This is a genomic window from Rhodopseudomonas palustris (genome assembly GCF_034479375.1).
In the GTDB taxonomy this organism is placed as follows: Bacteria; Pseudomonadota; Alphaproteobacteria; order Rhizobiales; family Xanthobacteraceae; genus Rhodopseudomonas; species Rhodopseudomonas palustris_M.
In genome coordinates this window covers 3,059,753-3,085,059 of the sequence record NZ_CP140155.1, presented here as the reverse complement: position 1 = coordinate 3,085,059, position 25,307 = coordinate 3,059,753, and the positions used below count along the sequence as shown (strand labels likewise).

Annotated in this window: 22 protein-coding genes; 11 read left to right on the top strand and 11 right to left on the bottom strand. The window is 66.8% G+C overall.

Going from position 1 to position 25,307, the window contains the following annotated elements; translation table 11 throughout:
• Positions 1–27 precede the first annotated feature (27 nt).
• Positions 28–387 (top strand): hypothetical protein, encoded by a 360-nt coding sequence (locus SR870_RS13940; protein ID WP_322514153.1) that lies wholly within the window; start codon positions 28–30, stop codon positions 385–387.
• Positions 388–561: 174 nt separating this feature from the next.
• On the opposite strand, the gene SR870_RS13935 is transcribed toward SR870_RS13940, so the two are convergent.
• The gene (locus SR870_RS13935) at positions 562–777 is read right to left on the bottom strand and encodes an AlpA family transcriptional regulator (protein ID WP_322514152.1); all 216 of its coding nucleotides are present in this window, start codon (positions 775–777) and stop codon (positions 562–564) included.
• A gap of 141 nt (positions 778–918) precedes the next feature.
• On the opposite strand from SR870_RS13935, the gene SR870_RS13930 reads away from it, so the two are divergent.
• The gene (locus SR870_RS13930; RefSeq protein WP_322514151.1) at positions 919–1,077 is read left to right on the top strand and encodes a hypothetical protein; all 159 of its coding nucleotides are present in this window, start codon (positions 919–921) and stop codon (positions 1,075–1,077) included.
• Positions 1,078–1,419: 342 nt separating this feature from the next.
• Here SR870_RS13930 and SR870_RS13925 read toward each other — a convergent pair whose 3' ends face one another.
• Both SR870_RS13925 and SR870_RS13920 read right to left on the bottom strand, forming a co-directional pair.
• Positions 1,420–2,550, bottom strand: a complete 1,131-nt coding sequence (locus SR870_RS13925; RefSeq protein ID WP_322514150.1) for an ABC transporter substrate-binding protein — start codon at positions 2,548–2,550, stop codon at positions 1,420–1,422.
• Between the two features lie 71 nt (positions 2,551–2,621).
• Positions 2,622–3,683, bottom strand: coding sequence for a low specificity L-threonine aldolase (locus SR870_RS13920; RefSeq protein WP_322514149.1), 1,062 nt, complete (start codon positions 3,681–3,683; stop codon positions 2,622–2,624).
• Between the two features lie 229 nt (positions 3,684–3,912).
• Here SR870_RS13920 and SR870_RS13915 point away from each other — a divergent pair, with 229 nt between their 5' ends.
• Positions 3,913–4,695 carry an IclR family transcriptional regulator gene (locus tag SR870_RS13915; protein ID WP_322514148.1) on the top strand — a complete coding sequence of 261 codons (783 nt, stop codon included), beginning with the start codon at positions 3,913–3,915 and terminating at the stop codon, positions 4,693–4,695.
• Positions 4,696–4,700: 5 nt separating this feature from the next.
• Here the strand turns inward: SR870_RS13915 and SR870_RS13910 are convergent, their stop codons facing one another.
• The 8 genes from SR870_RS13910 to SR870_RS13875 are packed head-to-tail and all read right to left on the bottom strand — an operon-like array spanning position 4,701 to position 13,938.
• Positions 4,701–5,666 carry an LLM class flavin-dependent oxidoreductase gene (locus SR870_RS13910; RefSeq protein WP_322514147.1) on the bottom strand — a complete coding sequence of 322 codons (966 nt, stop codon included), beginning with the start codon at positions 5,664–5,666 and terminating at the stop codon, positions 4,701–4,703.
• 34 nt (positions 5,667–5,700) lie between these two features.
• Complete coding sequence (locus SR870_RS13905; protein ID WP_322514146.1) at positions 5,701–6,714, bottom strand: TIGR03619 family F420-dependent LLM class oxidoreductase; 1,014 nt, start codon at positions 6,712–6,714, stop codon at positions 5,701–5,703.
• A 41-nt stretch (positions 6,715–6,755) separates the two neighbouring features.
• Positions 6,756–8,501 (bottom strand): hydantoinase B/oxoprolinase family protein, encoded by a 1,746-nt coding sequence (locus SR870_RS13900; RefSeq protein ID WP_322514145.1) that lies wholly within the window; start codon positions 8,499–8,501, stop codon positions 6,756–6,758.
• A gap of 2 nt (positions 8,502–8,503) precedes the next feature.
• Positions 8,504–10,576 carry a hydantoinase/oxoprolinase family protein gene (locus tag SR870_RS13895; RefSeq protein WP_322514144.1) on the bottom strand — a complete coding sequence of 691 codons (2,073 nt, stop codon included), beginning with the start codon at positions 10,574–10,576 and terminating at the stop codon, positions 8,504–8,506.
• Positions 10,573–11,313: an ABC transporter ATP-binding protein gene (locus SR870_RS13890; RefSeq protein WP_322514143.1), complete on the bottom strand. Its 741-nt coding sequence runs from the start codon at positions 11,311–11,313 to the stop codon at positions 10,573–10,575. The genes SR870_RS13895 and SR870_RS13890 overlap by 4 nt, the downstream gene beginning before the upstream one ends.
• A complete protein-coding gene (locus SR870_RS13885; RefSeq protein WP_322514142.1) occupies positions 11,310–12,101 on the bottom strand; it encodes an ABC transporter ATP-binding protein in 792 nt (263 codons plus the stop codon). Before SR870_RS13885 ends, SR870_RS13890 begins: the two co-directional genes overlap by 4 nt.
• Positions 12,098–13,054 (bottom strand): branched-chain amino acid ABC transporter permease, encoded by a 957-nt coding sequence (locus SR870_RS13880; protein WP_322514141.1) that lies wholly within the window; start codon positions 13,052–13,054, stop codon positions 12,098–12,100. The genes SR870_RS13885 and SR870_RS13880 overlap by 4 nt, the downstream gene beginning before the upstream one ends.
• Positions 13,051–13,938 carry a branched-chain amino acid ABC transporter permease gene (locus tag SR870_RS13875; protein ID WP_322514140.1) on the bottom strand — a complete coding sequence of 296 codons (888 nt, stop codon included), beginning with the start codon at positions 13,936–13,938 and terminating at the stop codon, positions 13,051–13,053. The genes SR870_RS13880 and SR870_RS13875 overlap by 4 nt, the downstream gene beginning before the upstream one ends.
• A 476-nt stretch (positions 13,939–14,414) precedes the next feature.
• On the opposite strand from SR870_RS13875, the gene cofH reads away from it, so the two are divergent.
• From cofH to SR870_RS13835, 8 genes are all read left to right on the top strand, one after another.
• Positions 14,415–16,808 carry a 5-amino-6-(D-ribitylamino)uracil--L-tyrosine 4-hydroxyphenyl transferase CofH gene (cofH, locus tag SR870_RS13870; RefSeq protein WP_416221083.1) on the top strand — a complete coding sequence of 798 codons (2,394 nt, stop codon included), beginning with the start codon at positions 14,415–14,417 and terminating at the stop codon, positions 16,806–16,808.
• Entirely contained in the window at positions 16,805–17,404 is a 600-nt protein-coding gene (cofC, locus tag SR870_RS13865) for a 2-phospho-L-lactate guanylyltransferase (RefSeq protein ID WP_322514138.1), read from the top strand. The genes cofH and cofC overlap by 4 nt, the downstream gene beginning before the upstream one ends.
• A gap of 240 nt (positions 17,405–17,644) precedes the next feature.
• Complete coding sequence (locus SR870_RS13860; RefSeq protein ID WP_322514137.1) at positions 17,645–18,844, top strand: Xaa-Pro peptidase family protein; 1,200 nt, start codon at positions 17,645–17,647, stop codon at positions 18,842–18,844.
• On the top strand, positions 18,844–20,106 hold the full coding sequence (locus SR870_RS13855) for a pyridoxal-phosphate dependent enzyme (RefSeq protein ID WP_322514136.1): 1,263 nt from the start codon (positions 18,844–18,846) through the stop codon (positions 20,104–20,106). Before SR870_RS13860 ends, SR870_RS13855 begins: the two co-directional genes overlap by 1 nt.
• Before the next feature lie 18 nt (positions 20,107–20,124).
• Entirely contained in the window at positions 20,125–21,078 is a 954-nt protein-coding gene (locus SR870_RS13850) for a tripartite tricarboxylate transporter substrate binding protein (RefSeq protein WP_198135137.1), read from the top strand.
• Complete coding sequence (locus tag SR870_RS13845) at positions 21,075–21,527, top strand: tripartite tricarboxylate transporter TctB family protein (RefSeq protein ID WP_322514135.1); 453 nt, start codon at positions 21,075–21,077, stop codon at positions 21,525–21,527. The genes SR870_RS13850 and SR870_RS13845 overlap by 4 nt, the downstream gene beginning before the upstream one ends.
• Positions 21,527–23,038, top strand: coding sequence for a tripartite tricarboxylate transporter permease (locus tag SR870_RS13840; RefSeq protein WP_322518270.1), 1,512 nt, complete (start codon positions 21,527–21,529; stop codon positions 23,036–23,038). The genes SR870_RS13845 and SR870_RS13840 overlap by 1 nt, the downstream gene beginning before the upstream one ends.
• A gap of 1 nt (position 23,039) precedes the next feature.
• A complete protein-coding gene (locus tag SR870_RS13835; protein ID WP_322514134.1) occupies positions 23,040–25,307 on the top strand; it encodes a xanthine dehydrogenase family protein molybdopterin-binding subunit in 2,268 nt (755 codons plus the stop codon).

The following is a 25,307-nucleotide window of genomic DNA, read 5'->3' as shown; positions in this document are numbered from 1 at the left end:
CCAATTACTGAAGGAGGGTCTTTTTCCATGTTTTCCCGGTGCACCGTGGCGACCGTCGTCGCCGCTATCACCATGGTGGTCGGTCTGAATGCCGCCGCCCATGCCATGGGCCAGGATCCGGATCAGAACGTGATCCGCGTTATCAGTGCCACCTATGGTGCCTCGTGCCGTGTCGCTCCGGGCAATGCGACGCGCCAGGTCGCGGCCGCCTGCAATGGCCGGCGCTCCTGCAACTACAAGGTCTCCTACAAGGTGCTCGGCGATCCGGCCTATGGCTGCAAGAAAGACTTCAGCGTCGCGTATTCCTGCGGTCGCAAGGGGCAGTTCAAGCGCGGAGCGCGTGGCGAAGCGGGCAACGGCACGGTGGTCCCGCTCGTTTGCCGCTGAGGCGCGCCGCGCAAGGGGCGGATCGGTTGAAGCCATGAAGGCGTTCGACGACCATCACCGGAATTTCGCCAGAGGGGCGGCGGGAGACGTTGTGCCGTTTTGATGGGCAGCTTGAACAGGAATCAGCAAGAGGTCGTGTCGGCGCTTGTCGTCGGCAGCAAGCGAGTCCCATCCTCATTTGCCCTTATCTGACTCATGCTTCGGCCTCCACCCCGCGGGATGGGCGATCCAGCGGTGGATGTCGGATTCATGCCAGCCGGTTCCGTTGCTGCTGATTTTGAGCTGAGCCGGGAAGGTGCCCTCGGCGATCTTGCGGTAGATTGTGGACCGGGACAGGCCGGTGCGGGCAATTACGGTTTTCAGACGGATGATACGATCTGGTTCGGGCATGGAAATGCTGCCTTCTGCTGACTACTCCTGATCCAGACAGAGCCAGCAGTGACAGGCGGGCAAGAGGGTTTTTCGACTCGTCGGAGCGGGGCGTAAAGGCCCGGCGGGAGACGAGTGCGGAAGCCGGAGGTCATCTTACCCGTGGCCAAACTGGCCGAGATGAACGGTGAACTTGCCGCGGAGATTCAGGAACAATTGGATATCCTGTGGCAGACAGCCGGGTGGATTGACGGTTCACCGTCTTTCGCCTCTGAAGCTTGGGCCGGCTATAGCGACAAGCAGAACTACGATATCGACTAGAGGCGGAACTTGGCCCGCCGCACACCGATGCGGTATGCTTGGCGATCTGCTATCATCTACTCATGGCCGGGGGCCGTGGTATCGCTGGTGCGTGTTCGCGTCCGTAGGGGTAGGCTTCGATAACTGCCTAGGGATCCCCGAGGCCGAACGGTGGCGACCTCACTGCCGTCTATGCATCGACTTCGGGCTGCTTACGCGGTCGACCGCGATGGGAGATATCAGTGAGCGTGAAGTTGGGGTGGCGGTTCGTTGTTAGAAGCGCCTGCTGCGCGGGCGGAGGCCGGCGGAAAATGCGAGGCGCTTTTCCGGCCGGGCTCCGAGCGGCGGGCGTCGGGGTGCCGGTCAGTTCGCCAGCGAGACTTCCTTCAGGATCTTGACCTTCTTGTCGGCCACGCCTTCGATCAGCACGACCTTGCCGCCCTGGTTGTGGTCGTCGAAGGTAACTTTGGCCCCCATGACGTTGGTGAATTCGATCTTCTTGATCGCGTCGCGTATCGCCGTGGGGTCGGTCGATCCGGCATTCCTGATCGCCGTCAGCAGCAGGCGCATGGCGTCGTAGCCGGCCCAGGTCTGCAACACCGGCGTGGTCTTGTGGCGCTTCTCGATCTCCGCAGCGAAGGCCTTGTTGGCGGCCGTATCGACCAGATAGCTGTAGGTCCATGCGGTGATCGAACCCTCCATGCCGCCGGCCTGGATGATCTGCAGATTGTTGCCGCCGGGGTCGAAACGGCCGATGAACGGAATCCGCACGCCGAGTTGCATCGCATTGCGCAGGAAGTTGAGCTGATCGCCGGCGAGTTGGAAGATCGCGATCGCGTCCGGCTTGCTCTGCTGGATGCGCGTCAGCAGCGCGGTGAAGTCCGGATAGCTCTGCGGGTGGAAGTCGGTCGAGATCACCTCGAGTCCGTACTTCTTGGCGACCGTCGCGAAGGCCGCGGCGCCGCCGCGTCCGAAGTCGGTGTCCTCGCCCAATATGGCCACACGCTTGATCTTCGAGCTGCCGCTCAGATAGATGCCGAGCGCGTTCATCATGTCGTCGTCGGACGGGTTGATGCGGAACGTCCATTCGTTGCCGCCGACGCCGGATAGATCGGTGATCTTCGGGCTCGATGCGATGCCGTCCACCAGCGGAATCTTCGCCGCGGCGATCAGCGGCATGGTGGCGAGCGTCGCCGACGAACAATGTGCGCCGACGATGGCGACGACTTTGGCCTCGATCAGCTTGTTGGCGACGTTCACCGCTTCCGACGGATTGCAGCGGTTATCGTAGGCCAGCATCTCGATTTTCTTGCCGAGCACGCCGCCGGCCGCATTGGCCTCGTCGAGCGCCAGCTGGTAACCCCACCGCTGCCATATCGCGGGCGCGGCGGCCGGTCCGGTATCGGGGACGCTGGCGCCGATCACGATGTTCTGTGCATGGGCCGCCACCGGCGCAGCGAGCGCAAGCCCGATCGCCACCATCAATCTCTTCATCAGCATCGTCGTGCCTCTCTCGACTACGAAGTTCGGGTTACAGCAAAAGCAATGTTGGTTCCGCGTCGTGCTCACGTCGCGCCCCGGGCGGCGCTCACGAAGGCACGGACGTCGTCGGCCGAGGTCGCGAAGGACGTCACCAGCCGAACCAGAACGTCGTTGGTCCCTGGCGTCAGCATCCGCCCGAAGCCGCGGTCGCCCCATTCGTAGTAGCGCGCGCCGGCCTTCCTGAGCGCCGCATCGACCGGCCGGGGCAGTGCGGCAAAGAGCTGATTGCCGCGCGGCTCGAAAGCCTGCCGCACGCCCGGCACCCGGGTGAGGCCGTCCGACAATTCGGCGGCGCGCCGGTTGGCCAGCCGCGCGAGATCGAGCCAGTGTCCGCCGGCGAGATAGGCGGTCATCTGCGCGCCGAGCATCCGCCCCTTGGACAGGACGTGGCCGGCGCGCTTGCACTGATAGGCGAACGCCGCGGCCTTCGCCTCGTCGAAGAAGATCACGGCCTCGCAGGCCAAAGCGCCGTTCTTGGTCGCGCCGAAGGAGAGGACGTCGATGCCGGCCTTCCAGCTCATCTCGGCTGCCGTGCATCCGATCGCGACCAGTGCATTGGCGAAGCGCGCGCCGTCCATATGCACCGCCAAGCCGCGATCGTGGGCGATGGCGGCGAGTGCGGCGATCTCGCCGCAGTCGTAAAGCGTGCCGCATTCGGTCGCCTGCGACAGCGACAGCGAGGCCGGCTGCACCTGCCGCACCGTGCCCGCGGGGAATCCGCTGAGGATGTCGCGCAGGGCGGCCGGATCGATCTTGCCGTGCGCGCCGTCGACGCCGATCAGCTTGGCGCCTGCGGTGAACATTTCCGGCGCGCCGCATTCGTCATTGGCGATGTGGGCCTGATGATGACAGAACACCGCCCCCCAAGGCGGGGTGATCGCGCCGAGCGCGAGCGCGTTCGACGCCGTTCCGGTCGCGACGAAGTAAGCCGCGACCTCGCATTCGAAGACCTCGTTCAGCAGCGCGCGCGCGCGGTCGCTGTAGCAATCGTGGCCGTAGGCCGGCTCGGCGCCCTCATTGGCCGCGAGGAGAGCTTCGAGCACGCGCGGGCTCGCGCCGACGGCGTTGTCGCTGGCAAAATCCATCACGGCCGATACCGCATCACGTGTTCCGATTAAAAGAACGTCGTTCCGAACTTGATTAGAGAAGACGGGCGGCGACCTGTCAAGCGACGCACTGCCCATGAAACCAGCGAACGCTGCACAGATTGCGGGACGAGCCGACAAGCGGTGAGCAGACGCAGTGCTTTCGGCTTGGAATCCAGCTGCCCCGTCGCTATACATGAACGCTGTTACGTTTATCGGAATGGTCGGGATGGGTGCTGAAAGTCAGTCGGTTGCACGCGCGGTCGATATTCTGCAACTGCTGTCCGACAACGGTTCGCTCGGCGTGCGTGAGATCGCCCGGCGCATGGAGCTGTCGCCGACCATCGTGCATCGGCTGGTGAGCACGCTGGCCTCGACGGGCCTCGCGGAGCAGGCGCCGGACACCCAGAAGTACCGCATCGGCTATCGCGCGTTCCGGATCGGATCGTCGTTCCTGTCGCAGAACGATCTCGACCGCGCCAGCACGCCCGAACTGGTGGCGCTCGCCGAACAGCACCAGATCAGCAGCTTTCTCGGCGTGCTACGTGGCGGCGCGATGGTCTATCTCAAGGTCGTCAAGAGCAACGGCCCGATCGCGATCAACAATCAGCCCGGCTCGCTCGCCGCGATTCACTCCACCGCCTTCGGCAAGGTGATGCTCGCTGCGCTGCCCGACAAGGTGGCCGCCGAGGTGCTCGGCAAGGAGCCCTACAAGCGGCTGACGAAGAAGACCAAGGTGACGTTCCGCGCGCTGCTCGGTGAGTTGCGCGAGATCCGCGAGACCGGGATCGCGATTTCCGACGAGGAGAACCTGGTCAACGTCTATTCGGTCGGCGCCGCCGTGCGGGACGCTTCGGGCGAGGTGATCGCCTCGCTCAGCGGAGCGGTGCCGCGACAGGGGATGACCAAGCGCGAGATCGAACACGTCAACGCGCTGGTGAAGTCGGCGGCCGACAGCGTCTCGCGCAAGATGGGGGCGCCGTCGGCGCCGTCCGGCGGTCGCGGGCGCTGACGCGGCTATTTGAGCGCATCGAGGAGTTGCCGCAGGTCGGCGGGGGTGCCCATGCCGGACGCCACGATCTCGTCGACGCCGACATCCTCATACGCCGCGAACGCCGCACGGACCTGCTCCGGTGTGCCGCTGGCGCTGTGGCGCATCACCACATCGTCCGTCACCAGCGCGTTCACCGCGTCCCAGTCTTCGCGCGCGTACGCCGCGGCCAGCGCGGCCTGGTCGAGCGTCGTGCCCGCGAGTTCGAGATTGCGGGCATGGTGCTGGCCGCGCAGGATGAAACCGAGGGTGCGACGCAGGCGGTCGCGGGCGGTGGTCTCGTCGGCATCGGCCGAAACATAGACGAGCGCCGTCTTCTTGATGACCCGGCCGGCTTTCTCTTCGCCCTTGCGGACGAGATCGAGCGTCCAGCGGATGAAAGCCGGCGAGGTCGCCGCGCTGATCAGCACGCCATCGGCGGCGGCGCCGGCGAGTTCGAGCATTTGCGGGCCCGAGGCGGCCAGATAGATCGGGACGTCGCGCGCGCCGGTCGACAGCCGTCGACCCGAGACCTTGAAGCGCTCGCCGTTGAAATCGACCGTTTCGCCGCCGAGCAGCGCCCGCGCCAGCGCGATCGCCTCGCGCAGCGTGCCGAGCGGATGCTCGGCGACGAGTCCCGCGGCTTCGAGATCGCGCGGCGCGCCGACGCCGAAGCACAGTTTGACGCGGCCGGGGAAGTACTCGTCCAGCGTCGCCGCGGCCATGGTGGCGTAGAGCGGATGGACCGAATACGGGCTCATCGCCATCAGGGCGATGCTGATCCGGCTGGTGGCGCCGAGCGCGATCGCGGCCGAGGAGATCGGTTCGCGCTGGAACAAATGCGAGGCGAGCCAGGCCGTCGAGGCGCCACCGCGATCGCCCAGTTCGATCATCGCGCGAAATGCCTCGGTGGTCTCGCCGCCGTCGAAAGAGAGGCCGAGCGTGCTGGTCATGGGGCGCCTTTCCGGAAATGCGCGATGCGCGGTGTCACTCGATCCGCGGCATCACCTCTTCGGCGAAGAACTGCATCTGGTCCAGCAGTTCCTGGACGTCGTTCGCCGCGAAATACATGCCGAGCAGATGGGTGACGCCGGCGTCCTTCAGCTTCGCGATCTTCTCCAGGATCACGTCCGGCGTGCCGATCAGGTTGATGTCCTCCATCGCCAGCCCGGCTTCCTCCTTGAGCGTCGATTTCGACAGCGACAGGAGGTGCTTGTGCATCTGGCTCTGCTTGTAGCGGGCGACGGCGGTTTCCTGATTCCTGGCGCCGTGGACGATGAATTGCGGCGCGACGGAAATCTGCGCGGGATCGCGACCGTTCGCCACCACCATCTCCATCATGCGCGCGGCCATGCTCTTGAGCTTGGCGGCGGGCATGCCGGCCGGGATCCAGCCGTCCGCGGTCTCCGCGACGCGGCGGATGTGGTTCTCGTTGTTGCCGCCGAAATAGATCGGCAGCCGCGCCTGCTTCGGCTTCGGGAAGAATTCGACGTCCTTGTAGTTGTAGTATTTGCCCTCGAACGAGGCGACGCGGTCCTTGAACAGCAGTTGCAGCGCCTTGACGCCCTCCTCGACCATGTCGCCGCGATGGGCGCCGCCTTCGGGACGGAGTGCGTCGAACTCCTCCTTGTAGGCGCCGACGCCGACGCCGATTTCGAGCCGGCCGCCGCTGAAGTGATCGAGCGTCGCGATCTGCTTGGCGACGACCACGATGTCGCGGCGCATCGGCAGCACGAGGATGCCGGTGCCGAAGCGCAGCGTCGTGGTGTTCGCGGCGATGAACGCGTAGGTCATCAGCGGCTCCCAGAACCGCGGCGGCACCGGGAATTCCTCGCGCACATAATGCTGCGTGGTCATGTGGTCGTTGCCCCAGACCGAGTGATAGCCGAGCTTCTCGGCGTGCTGGGCGATCTTGATCAGTGTCTCCGGGGTGGAGAAGGGGATCGGATAGGTGAGGCCTTCCATTCCAGTGGGCAGGCCGGCGCTCAGGATCAGGCTCATCTTCGGTTTCCTCGGCGAATGTGGAATCGGTGTGGATCGGATCAGGCGCGATGGCCGCGGCGTGCGGCGGTCGCGGTTTCGTCGACGGAGTGGTCGCCGCGCAGCACGACGCCGTAGGCCGTCTCGGCGGCCTCGCGCGACACCATGCCGAGGTGCACGTCCGCGGCGACCGCTGCGGCATCCCGGGTGAAGGGATCGCCGAGGCCGCCGCCGCCCGGCATTTCGATCAGCACGGCTTCGCCGCGCGGAATGGTCTGCTGGCCCTTGCTCTTCAGCAGCCTGCCGGAGCCGAGCGAGATCTTGCCGGCCTTGCCGTCGGCGCCGCCATCGCGGCCGCGGGCGGGGAAATCGACGCGGTCGTAGTTGGCGGAGATCGCGAAGGCGGTGTCGTCGAGGCTGACGACTTCCATCACCTGGCCGAGGCCGCCGCGGAATTGGCCGGGGCCGCCGGAGTCGGTGCGATATTCCTTGCGCTTGACCAGCAGCGGCGACATCGCCTCGGTGACCTCCACCGGCACGTTGCGCACACCGCTCGGGAAGGCGGTGGCCGACAGGCCGTCCTTGCCCGGCCGCGCGCCGGTGCCGCCGGAATGGAACGACATCACGTTGAACACGCGGGCCCGCATCATCTCGGTGGAGTCGGCGTCGATCTGGCTGGAGCCGCCGAAGGCGAACAGGTTCCAAAGACACGAGGTGCCTTCCGCCGGGACGTTGCCGTGAAGCGCCTGGCCGAGGCAGCCGATCACCAGATCGGGCAGCATCTGACCGACGATATGGCGCGTGGCGACGGGAAGCGGCGGCTGCGCGTTGAGGATGCAATCCGTCGGCGCGCGCATCCGCAGCAGCGCCAGCGAGCCTTCGTTGTTCGGGATCTTCGGTGCGATGATGCATTTCACGCCGAAGCTCGCATAGGCCTCAGTGTAGCAGAACGGCACGTTGATGCCGAAGGACGAGGGCGGCGAGGTGCCGGCGAAGTCGACATCGATGCCGTCGTCGGAGATCGTCATCGTCGCGACCAGATCGAGCGGTCTGTCGTAGCCGTCGACCCGCATGCTGTTGCGGAACGTGCCTTTCGGCAGCGCGCGGATCGCCTCCAGCGTGGCGACGCGCGACCGCTCCAGAATGTGATCGCCGAGACGGTCGAGCGTCTCGATGCTGAATTCGTCCATCATCTTCAGGAGCTGCCGGCCGCCGACATCGTTGCAGCCGGCCAGCGAATAGAGGTCGCCGACGACCTGCACGGGCTCGCGGACATTGCCCTTGATGATCTCGAGCAGCGTCTCGTTGGTGCCGGCGGCGCTGGCGAAGCGCATGATCGGGATGAAGACGCCTTCCTCGAACACTTGGCGGGCGTCCGGGCCCATGCCGCGTCCGCCGATGTCGATGACGTGGCAGGTGCTGGCGAACAGCGCGACCAGCCGGTCGGCGCGGAAGACGGGCGTCACCACCGTGAAGTCGTGGAGATGGCCGGTGCCCTTCCACGGATCGTTGGTGATGAAGATATCGCCGGGCCGCATCGTCGTCGCCGGAAACTTGTCGAGGAAATGCACCACCGCGCGCGCCATCGAATTGACGTGGCCGGGCGTGCCGGTGACGGCCTGCGCGAGCATGTGACCGGCGGTGTTGAACACGCCGGCCGAGACGTCGCCGGCTTCGCGGGTCGAGGTGCTGAAGCCGATCCGGATCAGGGTCTGGGCCTGTTCTTCGACCACGGAGATCAGGCGATCCCACATGATCTGCTGATGGATCACGTTCATCGGATCGGCGTGAGGGGCGTGGACGTCCATGATCAGGTCCTCGTCATGACGATGCTGCCGAGCGCGTCGATGCGGGCGGTGTAGCGGTGGGTCACCATCGTCGTGGTTTCGTCCTCGACGATCAGCGCGGGGCCCGCGACGATCGCGCCCGGCACGAGGTCGCGGCGATTGTGGAGCGCGATGGATTCCGTCTTGCCGGTCTGCGGCGCCACCACATCGACATGCGCCGCCGGCTCGGCGGCCGTGCCGGACGGCATTGGCGGGCAGGGGAGGATCGGCGGACTGACGGTGGCGAGCCGCAGCGACCAGCCGAGAATCTCGACGTCGAGGTCGGGAATCCGGCGGCCGAATTGCTGTTCGTAATCGGCGAGGAACAGCCGCTCCAGCTCGGCAACCGAGGAGGCCGTGAAATCGCTCGCCGGGATGGTGACGGTGAGTTCGTGGCCCTGGCCGCGATAGCGCATGCTGGCGCTCCAGCCTTCCACGAGCTCGGCGGTCGGCGCGCCGAGGCGCACGACGTCTTCGGCCTCCTTGCGCATCTCGCTGCGCAGTGCGTTGAGCGGCGCCGGATCGAAGCCGTCATCGAGCCGCACATGGCGCGTGCGCACGACCTCATAGGCGATCGGCGCCAGCAGGAAGCCGAAGGCGGAGCCGACGCCGGCGCCGGCCGGGACGATCACCGTCGCAATGTCGAGCTTCTCGGCGAGGCGTGCGGCATGAATCGGCGCGGCACCGCCGAACGCGATCATGACGCGATTGGCGAGTTCGCGGCCACGCTCGACCGCATGGACGCGCGCCGCATTGGCCATGTTCTCCTCGACCACCTCGATGACACCGAGCGCCGCCGTCGCGGCATCGAGCGACAACGCGCGACCGACCGAGGCCTGCAGGGCGGCGGCCGATGCGTTGGTATCGAGCTGCATTTTGCCGCCGGCGAAGCGATCGGCCTGCAGACGCCCGAGCAGCAGATTGGCGTCGGTCACCGTGCCGTTCGCGCCGCCGCGGCCGTAGCAGGCCGGGCCCGGCTCGGATCCGGCGCTCGCCGGGCCGACCTGGACGCGTTGCATGGCATCGACCGATGCGATCGAGCCACCGCCGGCGCCGATCTCGACCATCTCGATCACCGGGATACGGATCGGAATGCCGCTGCCCTTCAGGAAGCGATATTGCCGCGCGACTTCGAAAGAGCGTTCGAAATGCGGCTCGCCATGATCGATCAGGCAGATCTTCGCGGTGGTGCCGCCCATGTCGAATGACACGATATGATCGTGCCGGCGTTCGTTGGCGATATGTGCGGCCAGAATGGCGCCGCCGGCCGGGCCGGATTCGACGAGGCGGATCGGGAAGCGCCGCGCGATCTCGACGGTGGTCAGGCCGCCGGCGGACGTAATGAGATAGATCGGACAGCGGAAGCCGCGGGCGCGCAACGCCTCCTCGAGCAGCTTCAGATAGCGGTCCATGACCGGCTGCACATAGGCGTTGGCGCAGGCCGTGGACCAGCGCTCGTATTCGCGCATCTCCGGGCAGACCTCGCTCGACATCGTGATGGCGAGGTCGGGCGCCAGCGCGGTGAGGATGTCGCGGCTGCGGATCTCGTGGGCCGGATTGGCGTAGGAGTGCAGATAGCCGAGCGCGACGCTGGTCACGCCTTCGGCGCGCAAAATTGGCACGAGACCGGCGAGGGCAGCCTCGTCGAGCGGTTCGACGACGCGGCCGTTGGCGTCGATGCGCTCCGGCACTTCGAGGCGCAGGTTGCGCGGCACCAGCGGCGGCGGCTTGTCCATGAAGATGTCGTACTGCTCGAAGCGATGCTCATAGGCCATCTCGATGGCATCGCGAAAGCCACGCGTCGCCAGCAGCGCCGTCTTCGCGCCCTTGCGCTCGATGATCGCGTTGGTGGCGAGCGTGGTGCCGTGAATGATCAGGCCGAGATCGGAAGGCGCGAGGCCGGCATCCTGCATGATCAGGCCGACGCCGGCGAGCACGCCCTGTTCGGGCGCGGTCGGCGTCGTCAGCACCTTGCGGCTGTAGCGCTGGTCGCCCACTTCGAGCGCGAAATCCGTAAACGTGCCGCCGATATCGACGGCCAGGCGGGTGGGCGTCATTCCTCGATCGTCTCCTTGATATTTCCACCCAGATAGGCCTCCCGGATGCGCGGATCGTCGCGCACCTCGCGGGCAGGGCCTTCGAGAAACTTGCGGCCGAGCTCCATCACGATCGCCGTGTCGGAGACCAGCAGCGCCCCATGGACGTTCTGCTCGACCACCAGCACGGTGACGCCGGCGGCTGCGATCTCCTTGGCGACGGCGAAGACCTCGGCCTGGGTCTTCGGCGACAGGCCGAGCGACGGCTCGTCGAGCAGCAGCAATTGCGGACCGGTGAGCAGCACCATCGCGGTCTCCAGCACCTGCTGCTCGCCGCCGGAAAGGTTGCCGGCCAACTCCGACCACTTTCGTTTCAGCATCGGAAATTGCTCGGTGACGCGCGCGATCGCCGCCTGATGCTTCCGGCCGGGCAGCGTGTAGCAGCCCATCTTCAGATTTTCGGCGACCGTCATCTGCGGAAAATTGCAGCGTCCCTGCGGCACGAAGCCGACGCCGCGCTTCAGCCGCTCCGCCGGGCCGAGCTGTTGGATCGGCTCGCCATCGAGCACGATCTGGCCGGCGAACCAGCGATTGGTGCCGTAGATCGCCCGCAGCAGCGTCGATTTGCCGGCGCCGTTGCCGCCGATCAGCGTGGTGATCGAGCCGGGCGCGAGGCGGGTGGAGAAATCGCGCACGATCGGCACATCCGCATAGCCGGCGCTGAGATCGATGATCTCCAGTTTCGGGTAGGTGCTCATGATGCCTCGGCCTCCGCCGCGGCCGGCCGCGCGATGCCGAGATAGGCCTCCAGTACGCGCGGATCGTTGCGGATTTGCGCCGGCGTGCCTTCCGTCAGCTTGCGGCCCTGTTCGAGCACGATCACCTTGTGACAGAGGCTGTTGATGAACTCGACATTGTGCTCGACGATCAGGAAGGAGATGCCCGTGGCGTTGGCCTTGCGCAGGATGTCGGCGACTTCGTTGACGCGCGTCGGGTTGACGCCGGCGACCGGCTCGTCGAGCACGATCAGGCGCGGCTTCGCCATCATCGCCGCCGCGAAGGCGAGCAGCTTCTTCTGGCCGTAGGACAGCACCGTGGCCGGCGCATCGCTGAGCCGGGTCAGGCCGACCAGTTCGATCAGTCCGCGTGCGCGGTCCTCGGCGGCGTCGCGGACCCGGCGATAGCGCGGCGTCCGCGCCAGCGCATCGAACCAGTTCAGATCGCGGAAGGCTTCTCCTGCGACGAGCAGATTGTCGAGCAGGCTGTAGGAATCGTAGACGCGCACGTTCTGGAAGGTGCGGATCATGCCGGCCTTGGCGATCTCCGCCGGGCGCAGCCCGGTGATGTCGCGCTCGCCGAGCAGGACGCGGCCGGCATCGAGGGTCTGAAAGCCGCTGATGCAGTCGATGGTCGTGCTCTTGCCGGAGCCGTTGGGGCCAATCAGGCCGGTGATGCTGCCCGCTTCCACCTCGAACGAGGTACCCTGCACGGCGTGCACGCCGCTGAAGGCCTTGCTGACATCGGCGACGTTCAGGATCGCGCTCATCGCAGCGCCTTCCGCAAGGCCGCGATGCGCCGATCCTCGAGCCAGCCGGAGACGCCGCGCGGCATGAACATCATCACCGCGACCAGCACCACGCCATAGATCACCATGCGCAGCTCGTTGGAGAAGCGCAGCGCTTCCGGCAGCACCACCATCGCGGCGCCCGCCAGCACGACGGCCCAGAAACTGCCGGCGCCGCCGATGATGACGATGATCAGGAAGGTCTGCATGTAGTAGAAATCGAGGAAGCTCGGATCGATCACCTTCAGGTTGAACGCATAGATGCCGCCGGCCATGCCGGTGATGACCGAGGCGATCACGAAGGCGGCGAGCTTGTAGGGGCCGGGCGCGATGCCCTGGGATTCCACCAGCGGGGCGTTCTGCTTGACGGCCTTCAGGATCAGGCCGATGCGCGACGTCTTCAGGCTGTACAGGAAAGCCAGCGCGATCAGCGCGAAGACCAGCGCGATGTAGTAGAAGCGGGCGCTGGTATCGAAGGCGAATCCCATCAGGCTCGGCGGCGGCAGGCCGGGGATACCGAGCGGGCCGCGGGTGACGCCCACCCAGTCGCGTGCGATCAGGCCGGCGAGCAGCGCGAAGGTCAGGGTCACCACAACGAAGGCGTGTCGCGTGGTGCGCGTGATGACGATGCCGATGACGGTCGACAGCAGCAGGTTGACGACCCCGGCAAAGGCGATGCCGAACCAGAAGCTCTGCCCGAGATCGACGACGGCGATGGCTGCGCAATAGCCGCCGACGCCCCAGAAGCCGAGCTGCGCGAAGGAGAGCTGGCCTGCATAGCCGTAGACGAGGTTGAGCGACGCCGCGGCGGCGAGAAAGATCAGCCCCGAGATCGCGATGCCGACGATGTAGTTGGAACCGGTCATCAAAGGCAGCGCCGCCAGCAGGGCGATCGCGACGAGAACGGCGTAGGAAGTCCAGCGGGGCTCGGTCATCCGACGCGCATGCTCCCGCGCTTGAAAAGTCCGTCCGGACGGAGCAGCACCGCGACGATCATGATCACGAAGATCGCGCCCTCTTGCCAGACGATGCTGAAGAAGCCGCCGATCCAGCTCTCGATCATGCCGAGCGCGATGGCGACCACGACGGCGCCGGTCATGTTGCCGAGGCCGCCGATGACGACCAGCGCGAAAGCCTTGAAGATCATCGCCTGGCCCATCGCCGGGTGCAGCAACTGGATCGGCGCCAGTGCCGCGCCGGCGAGGCCGCACAATGCGGCGGCGAGCGCGACGGCGTTGCGGGCGACGTGGCGCGGCTTGATGCCGACCATCAGCGCGGCCTCGCGGTTCTGCGCGATGGCCCGCATGGCGCGGCCGAACTGGGTGAATTTCAGCAGACAATAGAGGCCCGTGAAGGCGGCGACCGACAGCGCGCCGGCGATCAGGCGGGTCAGCGTGATGCGGATCGAGCCGATCTCGACGCCGTCGAATCCGTAGGCGGTGTCCACCATCATCGGCGTCGCCGTGAACAGATACTGCATGCCGTAGAGCAGGATCATCGAAATGCCGAGCGTGGTCAGGATGCTACGCTCGAATTCCGCCTGGCCGATGTGGCGCAAGAAGAATTCGTAGAGCACGACGCCGACCAGCGACGTGGCGATCACGGCGACCAGCAGCGAGGGCCAATACGACAGGCCGAGCAGCGGCAGAGTCAGCGCCATGGCGTAGCCGCCCAGCATCAACAGCTCGCCATGGGCGAAGTTGATCACCTCGAGCACACCGAAGATCAGCGCGAGCCCCACCGCGATCAAAGCGTAGATCAGGCCGAGCATCAGGCCGTTCAAAAGTAGTTGCAGCAGATATGTCGCGCTGACTTCCATTGCATTCCGCGTCTGGATTTCGGTAAGTGTTTCGATAAAGAGAACACTGTTCCGCTCAATCTAGGGGAACGGGATCGGCGCGTCAATTTGACATTGAAAGCGCGCTGCTCATTCCCGCGGCAAGGCTTGCGCATTTGCAGGTCATTAGGCCTCTGCGGCGCGGATGTTGCGGGCAGTCGCGTCCGAGCCGCTTGACCCGCCGGAACGGCGCCGCCAACATCATTCGATCCACAACAGCGACGTGCGCAGTTTCGGAACGATCGCCGTGCGGCGACCGCTGTCCAGCAGGGCGAAATGTTCGGACGATCCCGGCTGGTCGGGCTGCGCGGATTGACTTGCGAGGCCGGGACTGTCAGATTTATCGAAACATCGTACCGATAAGCGGTACGCCGCCGCGGGTCCGCCCGATGATCGCGTCCCGATCGGACGACGATGTTCGAACCCAAGACGAACGCCGTGGTCGGCGGCACAATGAAATGAAGGTCGACGACATGGTGTGGGACACGCGGGACGCCGAAACACTGTTGCGGGCGTACCAGGCGATGCCGATGGCGGAACTGCTCGACGAGGCCGCGACGCTCGCCCGCGACGGTCACCGCCATGTGATCAGCTACTCGCGCAAGGTGTTCGTGCCGCTGACCCGCCTGTGCCGCGACAGCTGCGGTTACTGCACCTTCGCCAAGACGCCGCGCCAGGTCGAGGCGGCCTTCCTGTCGCCGGACGATGTGCTGGCGATCGTCCGGGCCGGGCAGGCGGCGGGCTGTCACGAGGCGTTGCTGACGCTCGGCGACAAGCCCGAACTGCGCTACGCCGCCGCGCGAGAATTTCTCGCGGCGCAGGGCGTCGCGACGACGGTCGACTACGTCGAGAAGATCTGCAAGCTGATCCTGGCCGAGACCGGCCTGCTGCCGCACGTCAATGCCGGCGTGATGAGCGAAGCGGAGACCGCGCGGCTGCGCAAGGTCAGCGTATCGCAGGGCATCATGCTGGAGAGCGTGTCCGAGCGGCTGTGCGGGCGCGGCGAAGCGCATTTCGGCTCGCCCGACAAATTGCCGGCGGTGCGGCTCGACGCGATCGCGGCCGCGGGGCGGCTGCGGGTGCCGTTCACCAGCGGCATACTGATCGGCATCGGTGAAACGCGGCTCGAGCGGGTGCAATCGCTGCTGGCGCTGCGGTCACTGCATCGGCGCTACGGGCATCTGCAGGAAATCATCGTGCAGAATTTCCGCGCCAAGGCCGATACGCGGTTCGCCGATCACCACGAGCCCCGGCTGGACGACCTGCTGTGGACCGCGGCGGTGGCGCGCCTGATCTTCGGGCCGAAGATGAACATCCAGGTGCCACCGAACCTCAGCTACGCGGATTATCCGCGGCTGCTGGACGCCGGCATCAACGACTGGGGTGGGATTTCGCCGGTCACCGCCGATCACGTCAATCCGGAAGCGCCGTGGCCGGAGATCGCGCGGCTGCAGCAGGCGACCGAAGCGGTTGGGCTGACGCTGCAGCCCCGGCTCGCGGTGTATCCCGCCTATGTTCGCCACGCCGCGAACTGGATCGATCCGGCGCTGCTGCCGAAGGTCCTGAAAGCAGTCGACGCCGACGGCTTCCCGCGCGACGATGGTTGGATGCCGGGCGGTCTGGCGCCGATCCCGCCGACCGGCGCCGCGCGCCGCAGCGACCCTTCACTGGAGGCACTCGTCGTCCGCGCGGCGGGCGGGACGCGGCTGTCGCAGCCCGAGGTACAGGCTCTGTTCGCTGCGCGCGGCGGCGACGTCGACATGATCTGCGAGGCGGCCGATGCGGTTCGCGCCAGCGCCAGCGGCGAGACCGTGCGCTACGTCGTCAATCGCAACATCAACTACACCAATGTCTGCAGCTACGCCTGCAAGTTCTGCGCATTCTCCAAGGGCAAGACCCACGACCATCTGCGCGGGCGGCCCTACGACCTGTCGCTCGAAGAGGTCGCCCGCCGCGCCCGCGAAGCGTGGGATCGCGGGGCGACGGAAGTCTGCATGCAGGGGGGCATCAATCCGCACTACACCGGCAAGACCTACGTCGATCTGCTGCGCACGGTGAAGAACGAAGTGCCGCAGATGCACGTCCACGCGTTCTCGCCGCTGGAGGTGAGCCAGGGTGCGGCCACGCTTCAGATGCCGGTGGCGGATTTCCTGGCGATGCTGCGCGACGAAGGACTCGGCTCGCTGCCCGGCACCGCCGCCGAAATCCTCGACGACAAGGTGCGGCAGATCATCTGCGCCGACAAGCTAGACACGCAGATCTGGCTCGACATCGTGCGCAGCGCGCATCGGGTCGGTCTGCGCACCACGGCGACGATCATGTTCGGCCACGTCGAAGGTTCCGACAGTTGGGCCGCGCATCTGTTGCGAATTCGCGATCTGCAGGAGGAGACCGGCGGCTTCACCGAATTCGTGCCGCTGCCGTTCATCCACATGGAGGCTCCGATGTCGCTGCGCGGCCAGGCGCGCAGCGGCCCGACCTGGCGCGAGGTTCGGCTGATGCATGCGGTGGCGCGGCTGGTCCTGCACCCGCTGATCACCAACATCCAGGCGTCCTGGGTCAAGCTGGGTGAGGATGGCGTCGCCAGCCTGCTCCGGTCCGGCGTCAACGATCTCGGCGGCACGCTGATGAACGAGAGCATCTCGCGCGCCGCCGGCACTCAGCATGGGCAGGAACTGGCGCCCGAAGCGATGGAAGCTCTGATCACGCGCGTCGGCCGGGCCCCCGCGCAGCGGACGACGCTGTATCGCCCGGTCGATGCCGAGCGCCGCGACGCCAGCTTCGCCGCGCCGGAGCTGCAGGATCTGGTGATGACGCCGTTCGTGCCGAAGCAGATGGCGCTGGCGCGATGACCCACGTTCTGATCCCCTGCAAACCGCTCGCGTTCGGCAAGTCGCGCCTGGCCAGCGCGCTCGATCCGGGCGGCCGGCGCCGGCTGTGTGAGCGCATGTTACGCCGGACGCTGGCGGCTGCCGTTGCGGCCGTCGGTGCCGAGCAGGTCAGGGTAGTGAGCGCGGACGCGCAGGTCCGCCGCGTCGCCGCGTCGTGCGGCGTGAGCGCGATCGACGACAGCGCCGACGGTCTCAACGGCGCGCTGACCGCAGCGCGGCGCCAGTTGCTGCGGGACGTCACGACGCTCGCGCGCCTGATGATCCTGCCGATCGATCTGCCCTATGTCGAGCCGGAGATCCTGCGCCGCGCCGCCGCCGCAGCCGCTGCGGTGGTGATCGGCCCGGATCGAAAATTCGATGGTACCAACCTGCTGTGCATCGACACGTGCTACGCGGCGTCGTTTCCGTTCCACTTCGGCCCGGGAAGCTATCGGCAACACGTCGATGCGGCGCGCGCGCTCGGAGCGACGCCGGCCATCATGGTCGATCAGCGTCTCGCCTTCGATCTCGACGCGCCGGACGATTATCGGGAGTGGGCGAGTCACGCGGCCGCCTGAAGCGGCAAAAGCCACCGCCCTTCACACCTTTATCCTGGTGGCGCACGCGCGACGCCGCTCGGCTTCGTCCGCGACGCCCTTGTTGCAGCGTGCTGTGTCCGACGCCGAGTGCCGATCGCGGCAATCCGTCGCCTAACTCATCACCATCCGGGGCCGGCACCGCAACTTGACGGCGCTGCGAAAAATCCCGTACTGTTCTCTCCATTGGAACGTCGTTCCGAAATACGGAACGCAGGAGGTATGGACATCTCAATGCTCGCCAACATCGAACGGCTCAACGCGGGAATGAAGCAGGCGTCGCTCGCCGCGCTCGTCGCAACGATGCCGGAAAACGTCACCTATGCGAGCGGCTTCTGGGCGATGAGCCAGTGGATCCGCCGCGGTCCGCAGGCCTATGCGCTGCTGCCGGCGCCGGGCGGTGGAGAGCCGGCGGTGATCGCCTCGACCGGCCTGATCGATCTCGCCGCCGACGCCGAAGTCTGGGTGCAGGATATTCGCCGCTTCGGCGGGTTCTCGGTCAACAAGGCGGAAGGCGTGGAGCTCGATGCGCAGGATCGGCGTATCGACGCATTGCTCGCGCAGGACGACTGTGGCGACGCCGTCAAGGCCCTGGTGAAGGTGATCCAGGATCGCGGTCTGCAGAACGCGCGGATCGGCGTCGACGAGATCGGCATCCTGCCGCAATATTGGGATCAGCTCGCCGAGGCGCTCCCCGGCGCCACGCTGGTGAGGGCCGCGGACATTTTCCGCTACGGGCGGGCGATCAAGACGCCGGAGGAGATTGCGCGTCTGCGCAAGTCGGCGCAGATCGCCGACATGTCGATCGATGCGGCGCTGGCGGTGGCAAAGGTCGGCGCCACCGAAAACGATCTGGCGCGGGCGTTTCACACCAAGACCATCGTCGAGGGTGGGCTCCCCGTGCTCGGCTGCATCGGCGTCGGTGCGCGCAGTGCGATGACCAATGTGCAGCCGACCGAGCGCGAGTTGGTCGCCGGCGACATCATCCGCTTCGACGTCGGCGGCCGCTACAAGCACTATCGCGCCGATATCGCCCGCAACGGCGTGCTCGGCGAACCGGACGCCAAGACGCGCAAGTATCATCGCGCGATCTGCGTCGGCCTCGATCGCGCGATCGAGATGATCAAGCCGGGCGTCAAGGCGGCCGATGTGTTCAACGCGGCGGTGGAGGCCGTGCGCCGCGAGGGCATCCCGCATTATCAGCGCAGCCATGTCGGTCACGGCATCGGCCTCGACGGCTATGACGCGCCGAACATCGCGCCCTCCAGCAAGGACGTGTTCGAGGAGGGCATGGTGATCTGCGTCGAGACGCCGTACTACGAGATCGGTTACGCCGGTCTGCAGGTCGAGGACACGCTGGTCGTCACCAAGGACGGCGTCGAGTCGTTCATGCTGTCGAACACCGCGCTGCGGGTGCTCTGATGGCGAAGGTCAAAGGGCTGCAGTGCCTGCGCTGCGGCGCCCTTTATCCCCCGGATCATTACGCCGAGGACTGCCCGGCCTGCCGGCCGGTGGTGCGGAGCAATCTCGTCGTCGTCTACGATGAGCCGCTCGCCTTGCGCAAGCCGGGCGCGGCCGGCGCCGGGCCGTCGAGCGGCCTGTGGCGCTACGGCGACGTGCTGCCGGTGAGCGAGGCCGACGCGGTGTCGCTCGGCGAGGGCGGTTCGCCGCTCCGCCCACTGCGCGCGGTCGGCGAGCAGCTCGGTCTCAAACAGCTTTACGGCAAGGACGAGAGCGGCAATCCGACCTGGTCGTTCAAGGACCGTCTCGCCTGCATCGCGGTGTCGGTCGCCAAGCAGATGGGCGCCAAGACCATCGTGTCGAGTTCATCCGGCAACGCCGGCGCGGCCGCCGCCGCTTATGCGGCGAAAGCCGGCATCCCCTGCGTGGTGTTCACGTTCGGGGGGGCCGCAGGTCCGATGGTGACGCAGATGCGCGCCTATGGGGCCAAGGTCGTCGCCGTGCCGCAGAAGGAAGACCGCTGGCGGTTCATGGAGCACGCCGTGCGGCAGTATGGCTGGTTTCCGACCTCGCCGTTCTTCGGCCCCGCGGTCGGCTCCAACCCCTACGGCATCGAAGGCTACAAGACGCTGGCCTACGAGACCGTCGAGCAGCTCGGCTGGCGGGCCCCGGATTGGTGCATTCTGCCGGTGTGCTACGGCGACGCGCTGATCGGGATGTGGCGCGGCTTTGGCGAGATGATGGCGGCGGGCTGGATCGATCGCATGCCCAAGATGGTCGCCGCGGAGGTCTACGGCTCGATTGGCAAGGCGCTGGACGACGATCTGGAGGCGCCGCCGGCGATTCCGAAGACGTTCGATACGGTGTCGGGTTCGATCGGCGCGGTGCAGGGGACGTTTCAGGCGCTCGACATCGTGCGAAAATCGGGCGGCCGTGCGGTAACGATCTCCAACGACGACACCATGCGATGGCAGCATCTGCTGGCGACGCGCGAGGCCCGCTATCTCGAGCCGGCGTCCGCCGGCGGACTGGTCGCGGTCGAGCGGCTCGTGAAATCGGGACTCATCAAGCCGGACGACGCCGTCGTCTCGCTGCTCACGGCGTCGGGTCTGAAGGACCCGGCGGTCACTGCCGCAACGCAGGGCGACACCATGGCGGTGCCGTCGGATCTGTCGGCGGCCTGGCAAATCCTGCAATCGGCGGGAATAGTTCCAAGCAACTGAGGCGAGATGGAGATGGACATGAAATCGAAAATCGTCGGAGCTGTCGGTCTGGTGTTGGCGGCGCTCCTGCCGCAAGCGGCGGCCGCGGACTATCCCGACAAGCCGATCACTCTGATCGTTCCGTGGGCCGCCGGAGGCAGCACCGACCAGACCGCGCGCGTGCTGGCCAAGGCGGCCGAAGCCTCGCTCGGCCAGACCATCGTGGTGATCAACCAGCCGGGCGCCTCGACCTCGATCGGCATGGCCGCCCTCGCCAAAGCCCAGCCGGACGGCTACACCATCGGCACGCTGTCGAGCACCAGCTATCTGGCCGCGTTGCAGGGCCGTCAGCTGCCCTTCGACCCGATCAACGCGTTTTCGTACATCAGCTACTATGGCGACAATCTGATCGGTATCGCCGTGAAGGCCGATGCGCGCTGGAAGACGATCGACGATCTGATCGCCGAGGGCAAGGCGAAGCCGGGAGCGATCAAGTACGGCACCGCCGGCGTCGGCACCACCCAGCATCTCACCAGCGAGGCGCTGCAGTTCGCCACCAAGGCGAAGTTCGTCCATGTGCCGCAGCAGGGCTCCGCGGCTTCGGTGCCGGCGCTGCTCGGCGGCCACGTCGACTTCATCATGGAGACGTCGGTCTGGGCGCCGTTCATCGAGAGCAAGGAAGTGCGGCTGCTCGCGGTCACCACGCCGCAGCGCTCGAAATCGTATCCGGACGTGCCGAGCCTGTCGGAGAAGGGGCTCAAATCGCTGCGCTCGGTGCAGGCGATCATCGGACCGGCCGGGATGCCGGAAGACGTGCGCATGAAGCTCGAAACCGCCTTCCGCAAGGCGATGAGCGACAAGACGTTCCAGGACACGATGGAGCGGCTCGGCATGGTGCCGCTCGACCTGCCGGGCGCCGAGGTCAAGAAGCTGGTCGAGGGCGAATACGCCTCGGCGCGCGAAATCCTGCAGGACATCGGCAAGGCGAAATGAGCCGCCCCACCGACATGGCACGGCTGACGACGCCGACCTACGTCGCGGTCCTGATGCTGCTGGCGCTGGCGCTGACCTTCGGGCTCGGCGCCTTCCGCCTCGGCTTCTGGGTCGACGACGCGCCGGGGCCGGGGGTGCTGCCGTTGGCGGTGTCGATCGCGCTGCTGGGGCTGCTGGTGCTCGTGGTGCGTGAGCGGCTGCCGGCCGACGAGAGCGGCTTCGCGCTCGCGCCGGGCTTGGCGATCCTGACGACGATCGTCTACGCGATCGTCGTTCCCTACACCGGCTTCGTGATCGCGACGCTCGTCCTGCTGACGATCTGGATCCGCGGATTCTATCGCCAGAGCATGCTGCGCGCCGTCGTCGCCAGCGGCGGTCTCACCGGCTGCGGGCTGGTGATCTTCCCGTTGTTGCTCAAGGTGCCCATGCAATTGGGGCCCGCCTGGTGATGTTCGAAGCCCTGGAAAAACTCGGCTACGGAATCTCGCTGTCGCTCGAGCCGTCGAACCTGCTGTACGCGGCGATCGGCTCGGTGCTCGGCACGCTGGTCGGGGTGCTGCCGGGGCTCGGCCCGGTGACGACGATCGCGGTGCTGCTGCCGCTCACCTATCACGCCGGCTCGCCGCTCGGCGCCATCATCATGCTGGCCTCGATCTATTACGGCGCGATGTATGGCGGCTCGACCACCTCGATCCTGCTCAAGGTTCCGGGCGAGGCCGCCTCGGTGATCACCTGCATCGACGGCTATCAGATGGCCAAGAAGGGCCGCGCCGGCCCGGCACTGGCGATCGCCGCGATCGGGTCGTTCATCGCCGGCACCGTCGCGGTGTGCGCGCTGGCGCTGGTCGGCCCGCTGTTCGCCAAATTCGCCGTCACCTTCGGGCCGCCCGAGTACTTTGCGCTGGCCCTGTTCGGGCTGTCGTTGAGCGCCACGCTGTCCGGCGGCTCGCCGGTCCGCGGCATCACCATGGTGCTGGTCGGGCTGCTGCTCGGTCTGGTCGGCATCGACACCATCACCGGCGTCGAGCGCTACACCTTCAACATCATGGCCATCACCGACGGCATCGATCTGGTGCCGATGCTGATGGGTCTGTTCGGCATTGCCGAGATCCTGCACAATCTCGAGGAGAAATCGCGCGGGTCGCTGCTGTCGACCAAGATCGGCCGGCTGTTTCCGAGCCGCCAGGATTGGCGCGAGTCCAGCGGACCGATCGCGCGCGGCTCGGTGATCGGGTTCTTCGTCGGGCTGATTCCCGGCGGCGGCGCGATCCTCGCCTCGCTGATGAGCTACACGCTGGAAAAGAAGCTGTCGAAGACCCCGGAGCAGTTCGGCCACGGCGCCATCGCCGGCGTCGCCGGTCCGGAATCCGCCAACAACTCGGCGGCCACGGCCTCGTTCATTCCGCTGCTCACGCTCGGCCTGCCGGGCAACGCGGTGACGGCGGTGCTGTTCGCCGGCCTGCTGATCCAGAACGTGCAACCCGGCCCATTGATGCTGGTGAAGAATCCCGACGTGTTCTGGGGTGTGATTGCGTCGATGTATGTCGGCAACATCATGCTGCTGGTGCTGAACCTGCCGCTGGTCGGGCTGTGGGTGCAGTTGCTCCGCGTGCCGTCCTGGCTGCTCAGCGCCACGATCCTGCTGATCGCGATCTTCGGCACCTACAGCCTGCGCAGCAATTTCGCCGACGTGACCACGCTGATGCTGTTCGGCGGCATCGGCTATCTGCTGCGCAAGGCCAGCCTCGACGCCGGTCCGCTGATCATGGCGTTCATCCTCGCCAACATCCTCGACACCGCGCTGCGGCAATCGATGCTGATGGGCGACGGCAGCCTGCTGATCGTTCTGCAGCGGCCGCTGTCGCTGACGATCCTGCTGGTCGCCGCGGTCATCCTGACGGCCCAGCTGTGGTCGCATTTCGGCCGCACGCGCCACCGCGCCGTGCCGTCGGAGGGCTGAGATGACCGCCGCGGCACGTCCCGATCGCGTCGACTTCCTCGACAAGGTGACCGGCCGCGCCGCGTTCATCTCCGATCTGGTCGTGCCCGGCATGGTTCACGGCAAGGTGCTGCGCAGCACGATGCCGCACGCGCGGATCACCGGCATCGCCATCGACGCCGCGCTTTCGATGCCGGGCGTGATCGGAGTCGTCACGGGCGCCGATTTCGACGGCATCGACGCGATCTGGGGCGTGTCGCTGAAGGACCGGCCGCTGATCGCGATCGATCGCGTGCGCTATGTCGGCGAGCCGGTGGCGGTGGTGGTGGCCGAATCCGAGGCCGCGGCCGAAGAGGCGCTCGATGCGGTCATGGTCGATTACGACCCGTTGCCTTACGTCACCGAGGCCGCCGATGCGCTGGCGCCGGATGCGCCGCTGGTGCACGACGCCGTCCAGCCGCTGAAGGACTTCTACTTCAAGGGCGAAGCCAAGCCGGTCGCCGGCACCAACATCTTCCAGAGCTACGCCTACGAGACCGGCGACGTCGCGGCGGCATTCGCGTCGGCGGATCGCGTGTTCGAAGACAGCTTCGACTTCCCGATGGTCTATCACTACGCGATGGAGCCGCATTGCGGCATCGCGTCGTTCGGCGACGACGGGCTGACGGTGTGGAGCTGCGGCCAGGCACCGACCGCGGTGCAGAAGGTGCTGTCGCGCGTCTTCGATCTGCCGATCGCCAAGGTGCGGATCATCACGCCGCTGATCGGCGGCGGCTTCGGCGGCAAGGCCTCGGTGAAGATCGATCCGCTGGTCGCGGCGGTGGCGTGGAAGATCGGCCGCCCGGTGCGGATCTGCTTCTCCGCATCGGAATCGATGCTGACCGCGCGGCGGCTGAGCGCGACGATCAACCTGAAGACGGCGGTCAGCGCCGACGGCATGCTGCAGGCAAAATCCGTCGAGGTGCTGATGAACGGCGGCGCCTATGCGGACACCGGGCCGGCCGTGGCGATCAAGGCGGCGATCCGCGCCATCGGCCCGTACAAGATCCCCAACCTGCAGCTTCGGAGCACGGCGGTCTACACCAACACGGTGCCGGGCGCGGCGTTTCGTTCGATCGGCGGTCCGCAGGGCGTATGGGCCACAGAGTCCCAGATGGACATCATCGCCGACGCGCTCGGCATCGATCCGGTCGAGCTGCGCTACCGCAACATGCTGAAACGCTGCGAGCATGTCCGCCCCGATCTGACGCCGATCGACGTCGATATGGCGGAAGCGATGGGGCTGGCGTCGCAGACGATGAGCCGGCTCGATGCGCAGGAGCCGCACGGCAGGATCGTCCACGGCACCGCGCTCGGCGTCGCCGATCCGGCGAACTCGCCGGTCGCGGGCGTGCTGCTGCGGCTCAAGATCGACGGGTCGATCGCCGTGATCTCGTCCAGCGTCGAGGTCGGGCAGGGCATCCGCGAAGTGCTGTGCCGCGTCGCCGCCGAGCAGCTCAACCAACCGATTTCCGCGGTCAGCGCATTGACGCCGGACAGCGCGATCGCGCCGTTCGACTGGGGCACCGGCGCCAGCCGCTCGTCGCTGATGATGGCGCTGGCGATCGAGGATGCCGCAGCCGACATCAAGGCGCAGATCGGCGACATCGCCGCATCGACGCTCGGGCTAGATCCGGCGAGCATCGCGCTGGTCGCGGGCGGCTTCACCTCGGCAGGCCGGCGCTACAGCTTCGCCGATCTGCTGCATCCTTATTTCGGCATCGACAGCGGCGAACTGATCGGCATCGGCCGGATCTCGCCGCGGTCACGCGGCGGCGCGCTGGCCAAGGCGCCGCTGTTCTGGGAAACGGCCGCCGGGCGCTGCGCCATCACGCTCGACGAGGACACCGGCGAGATCGCGGTGAAGCGCTATGTCAGCGTCGCCGATATCGGCCGCGCCATCAACCGCAGCGGCGCCGAGGGTCAGGACGAGGGCGCCGCGATCATGGGCCTCGGCCACGCGCTGTTCGAGGAACTGATCTATGCCGACGGTCAGCCGGTCAACGGCACCATGATCGACTATCACGTGCCGACCATCGACGACGTGCCCGAGCAGTTCGAAACCGTGCTGATCGAAAACGGCGGCGGGCCGGGCCCGGGCGGCATGCGCGGCATGGGGGAAGGCGCGATCCTGCCGATCGCACCGGCGATCGCCAACGCGCTGGCGGCCGGTTTCGGCGTGCGCGTCAAGCAGTTGCCGCTGACTCCGGAGCGCGTCTGGCGCGCGCTGAAAGACAAGAAGGAAGGTTGA

Coding starts and splice junctions, on each gene's coding strand:
- SR870_RS13840 (WP_322518270.1), top strand. CDS start 21,527: ATGTTCGAAGCCCTGGAAAAACTCGGCTACGGAATCTCGCTGTCGCTC.
- SR870_RS13860 (WP_322514137.1), top strand. CDS start 17,645: ATGGACATCTCAATGCTCGCCAACATCGAACGGCTCAACGCGGGAATG.
- SR870_RS13880 (WP_322514141.1), bottom strand. CDS start 13,054: ATGACCGAGCCCCGCTGGACTTCCTACGCCGTTCTCGTCGCGATCGCC.
- SR870_RS13935 (WP_322514152.1), bottom strand. CDS start 777: ATGCCCGAACCAGATCGTATCATCCGTCTGAAAACCGTAATTGCCCGC.
- cofH (WP_416221083.1), top strand. CDS start 14,415: ATGAAGGTCGACGACATGGTGTGGGACACGCGGGACGCCGAAACACTG.
- SR870_RS13885 (WP_322514142.1), bottom strand. CDS start 12,101: ATGAGCGCGATCCTGAACGTCGCCGATGTCAGCAAGGCCTTCAGCGGC.
- SR870_RS13900 (WP_322514145.1), bottom strand. CDS start 8,501: ATGGACGTCCACGCCCCTCACGCCGATCCGATGAACGTGATCCATCAG.
- SR870_RS13925 (WP_322514150.1), bottom strand. CDS start 2,550: ATGAAGAGATTGATGGTGGCGATCGGGCTTGCGCTCGCTGCGCCGGTG.
- SR870_RS13940 (WP_322514153.1), top strand. CDS start 28: ATGTTTTCCCGGTGCACCGTGGCGACCGTCGTCGCCGCTATCACCATG.
- cofC (WP_322514138.1), top strand. CDS start 16,805: ATGACCCACGTTCTGATCCCCTGCAAACCGCTCGCGTTCGGCAAGTCG.
- SR870_RS13855 (WP_322514136.1), top strand. CDS start 18,844: ATGGCGAAGGTCAAAGGGCTGCAGTGCCTGCGCTGCGGCGCCCTTTAT.
- SR870_RS13905 (WP_322514146.1), bottom strand. CDS start 6,714: ATGAGCCTGATCCTGAGCGCCGGCCTGCCCACTGGAATGGAAGGCCTC.
- SR870_RS13835 (WP_322514134.1), top strand. CDS start 23,040: ATGACCGCCGCGGCACGTCCCGATCGCGTCGACTTCCTCGACAAGGTG.
- SR870_RS13895 (WP_322514144.1), bottom strand. CDS start 10,576: ATGACGCCCACCCGCCTGGCCGTCGATATCGGCGGCACGTTTACGGAT.
- SR870_RS13875 (WP_322514140.1), bottom strand. CDS start 13,938: ATGGAAGTCAGCGCGACATATCTGCTGCAACTACTTTTGAACGGCCTG.
- SR870_RS13920 (WP_322514149.1), bottom strand. CDS start 3,683: ATGGATTTTGCCAGCGACAACGCCGTCGGCGCGAGCCCGCGCGTGCTC.
- SR870_RS13845 (WP_322514135.1), top strand. CDS start 21,075: ATGAGCCGCCCCACCGACATGGCACGGCTGACGACGCCGACCTACGTC.
- SR870_RS13910 (WP_322514147.1), bottom strand. CDS start 5,666: ATGACCAGCACGCTCGGCCTCTCTTTCGACGGCGGCGAGACCACCGAG.
- SR870_RS13915 (WP_322514148.1), top strand. CDS start 3,913: ATGGGTGCTGAAAGTCAGTCGGTTGCACGCGCGGTCGATATTCTGCAA.
- SR870_RS13850 (WP_198135137.1), top strand. CDS start 20,125: ATGAAATCGAAAATCGTCGGAGCTGTCGGTCTGGTGTTGGCGGCGCTC.
- SR870_RS13890 (WP_322514143.1), bottom strand. CDS start 11,313: ATGAGCACCTACCCGAAACTGGAGATCATCGATCTCAGCGCCGGCTAT.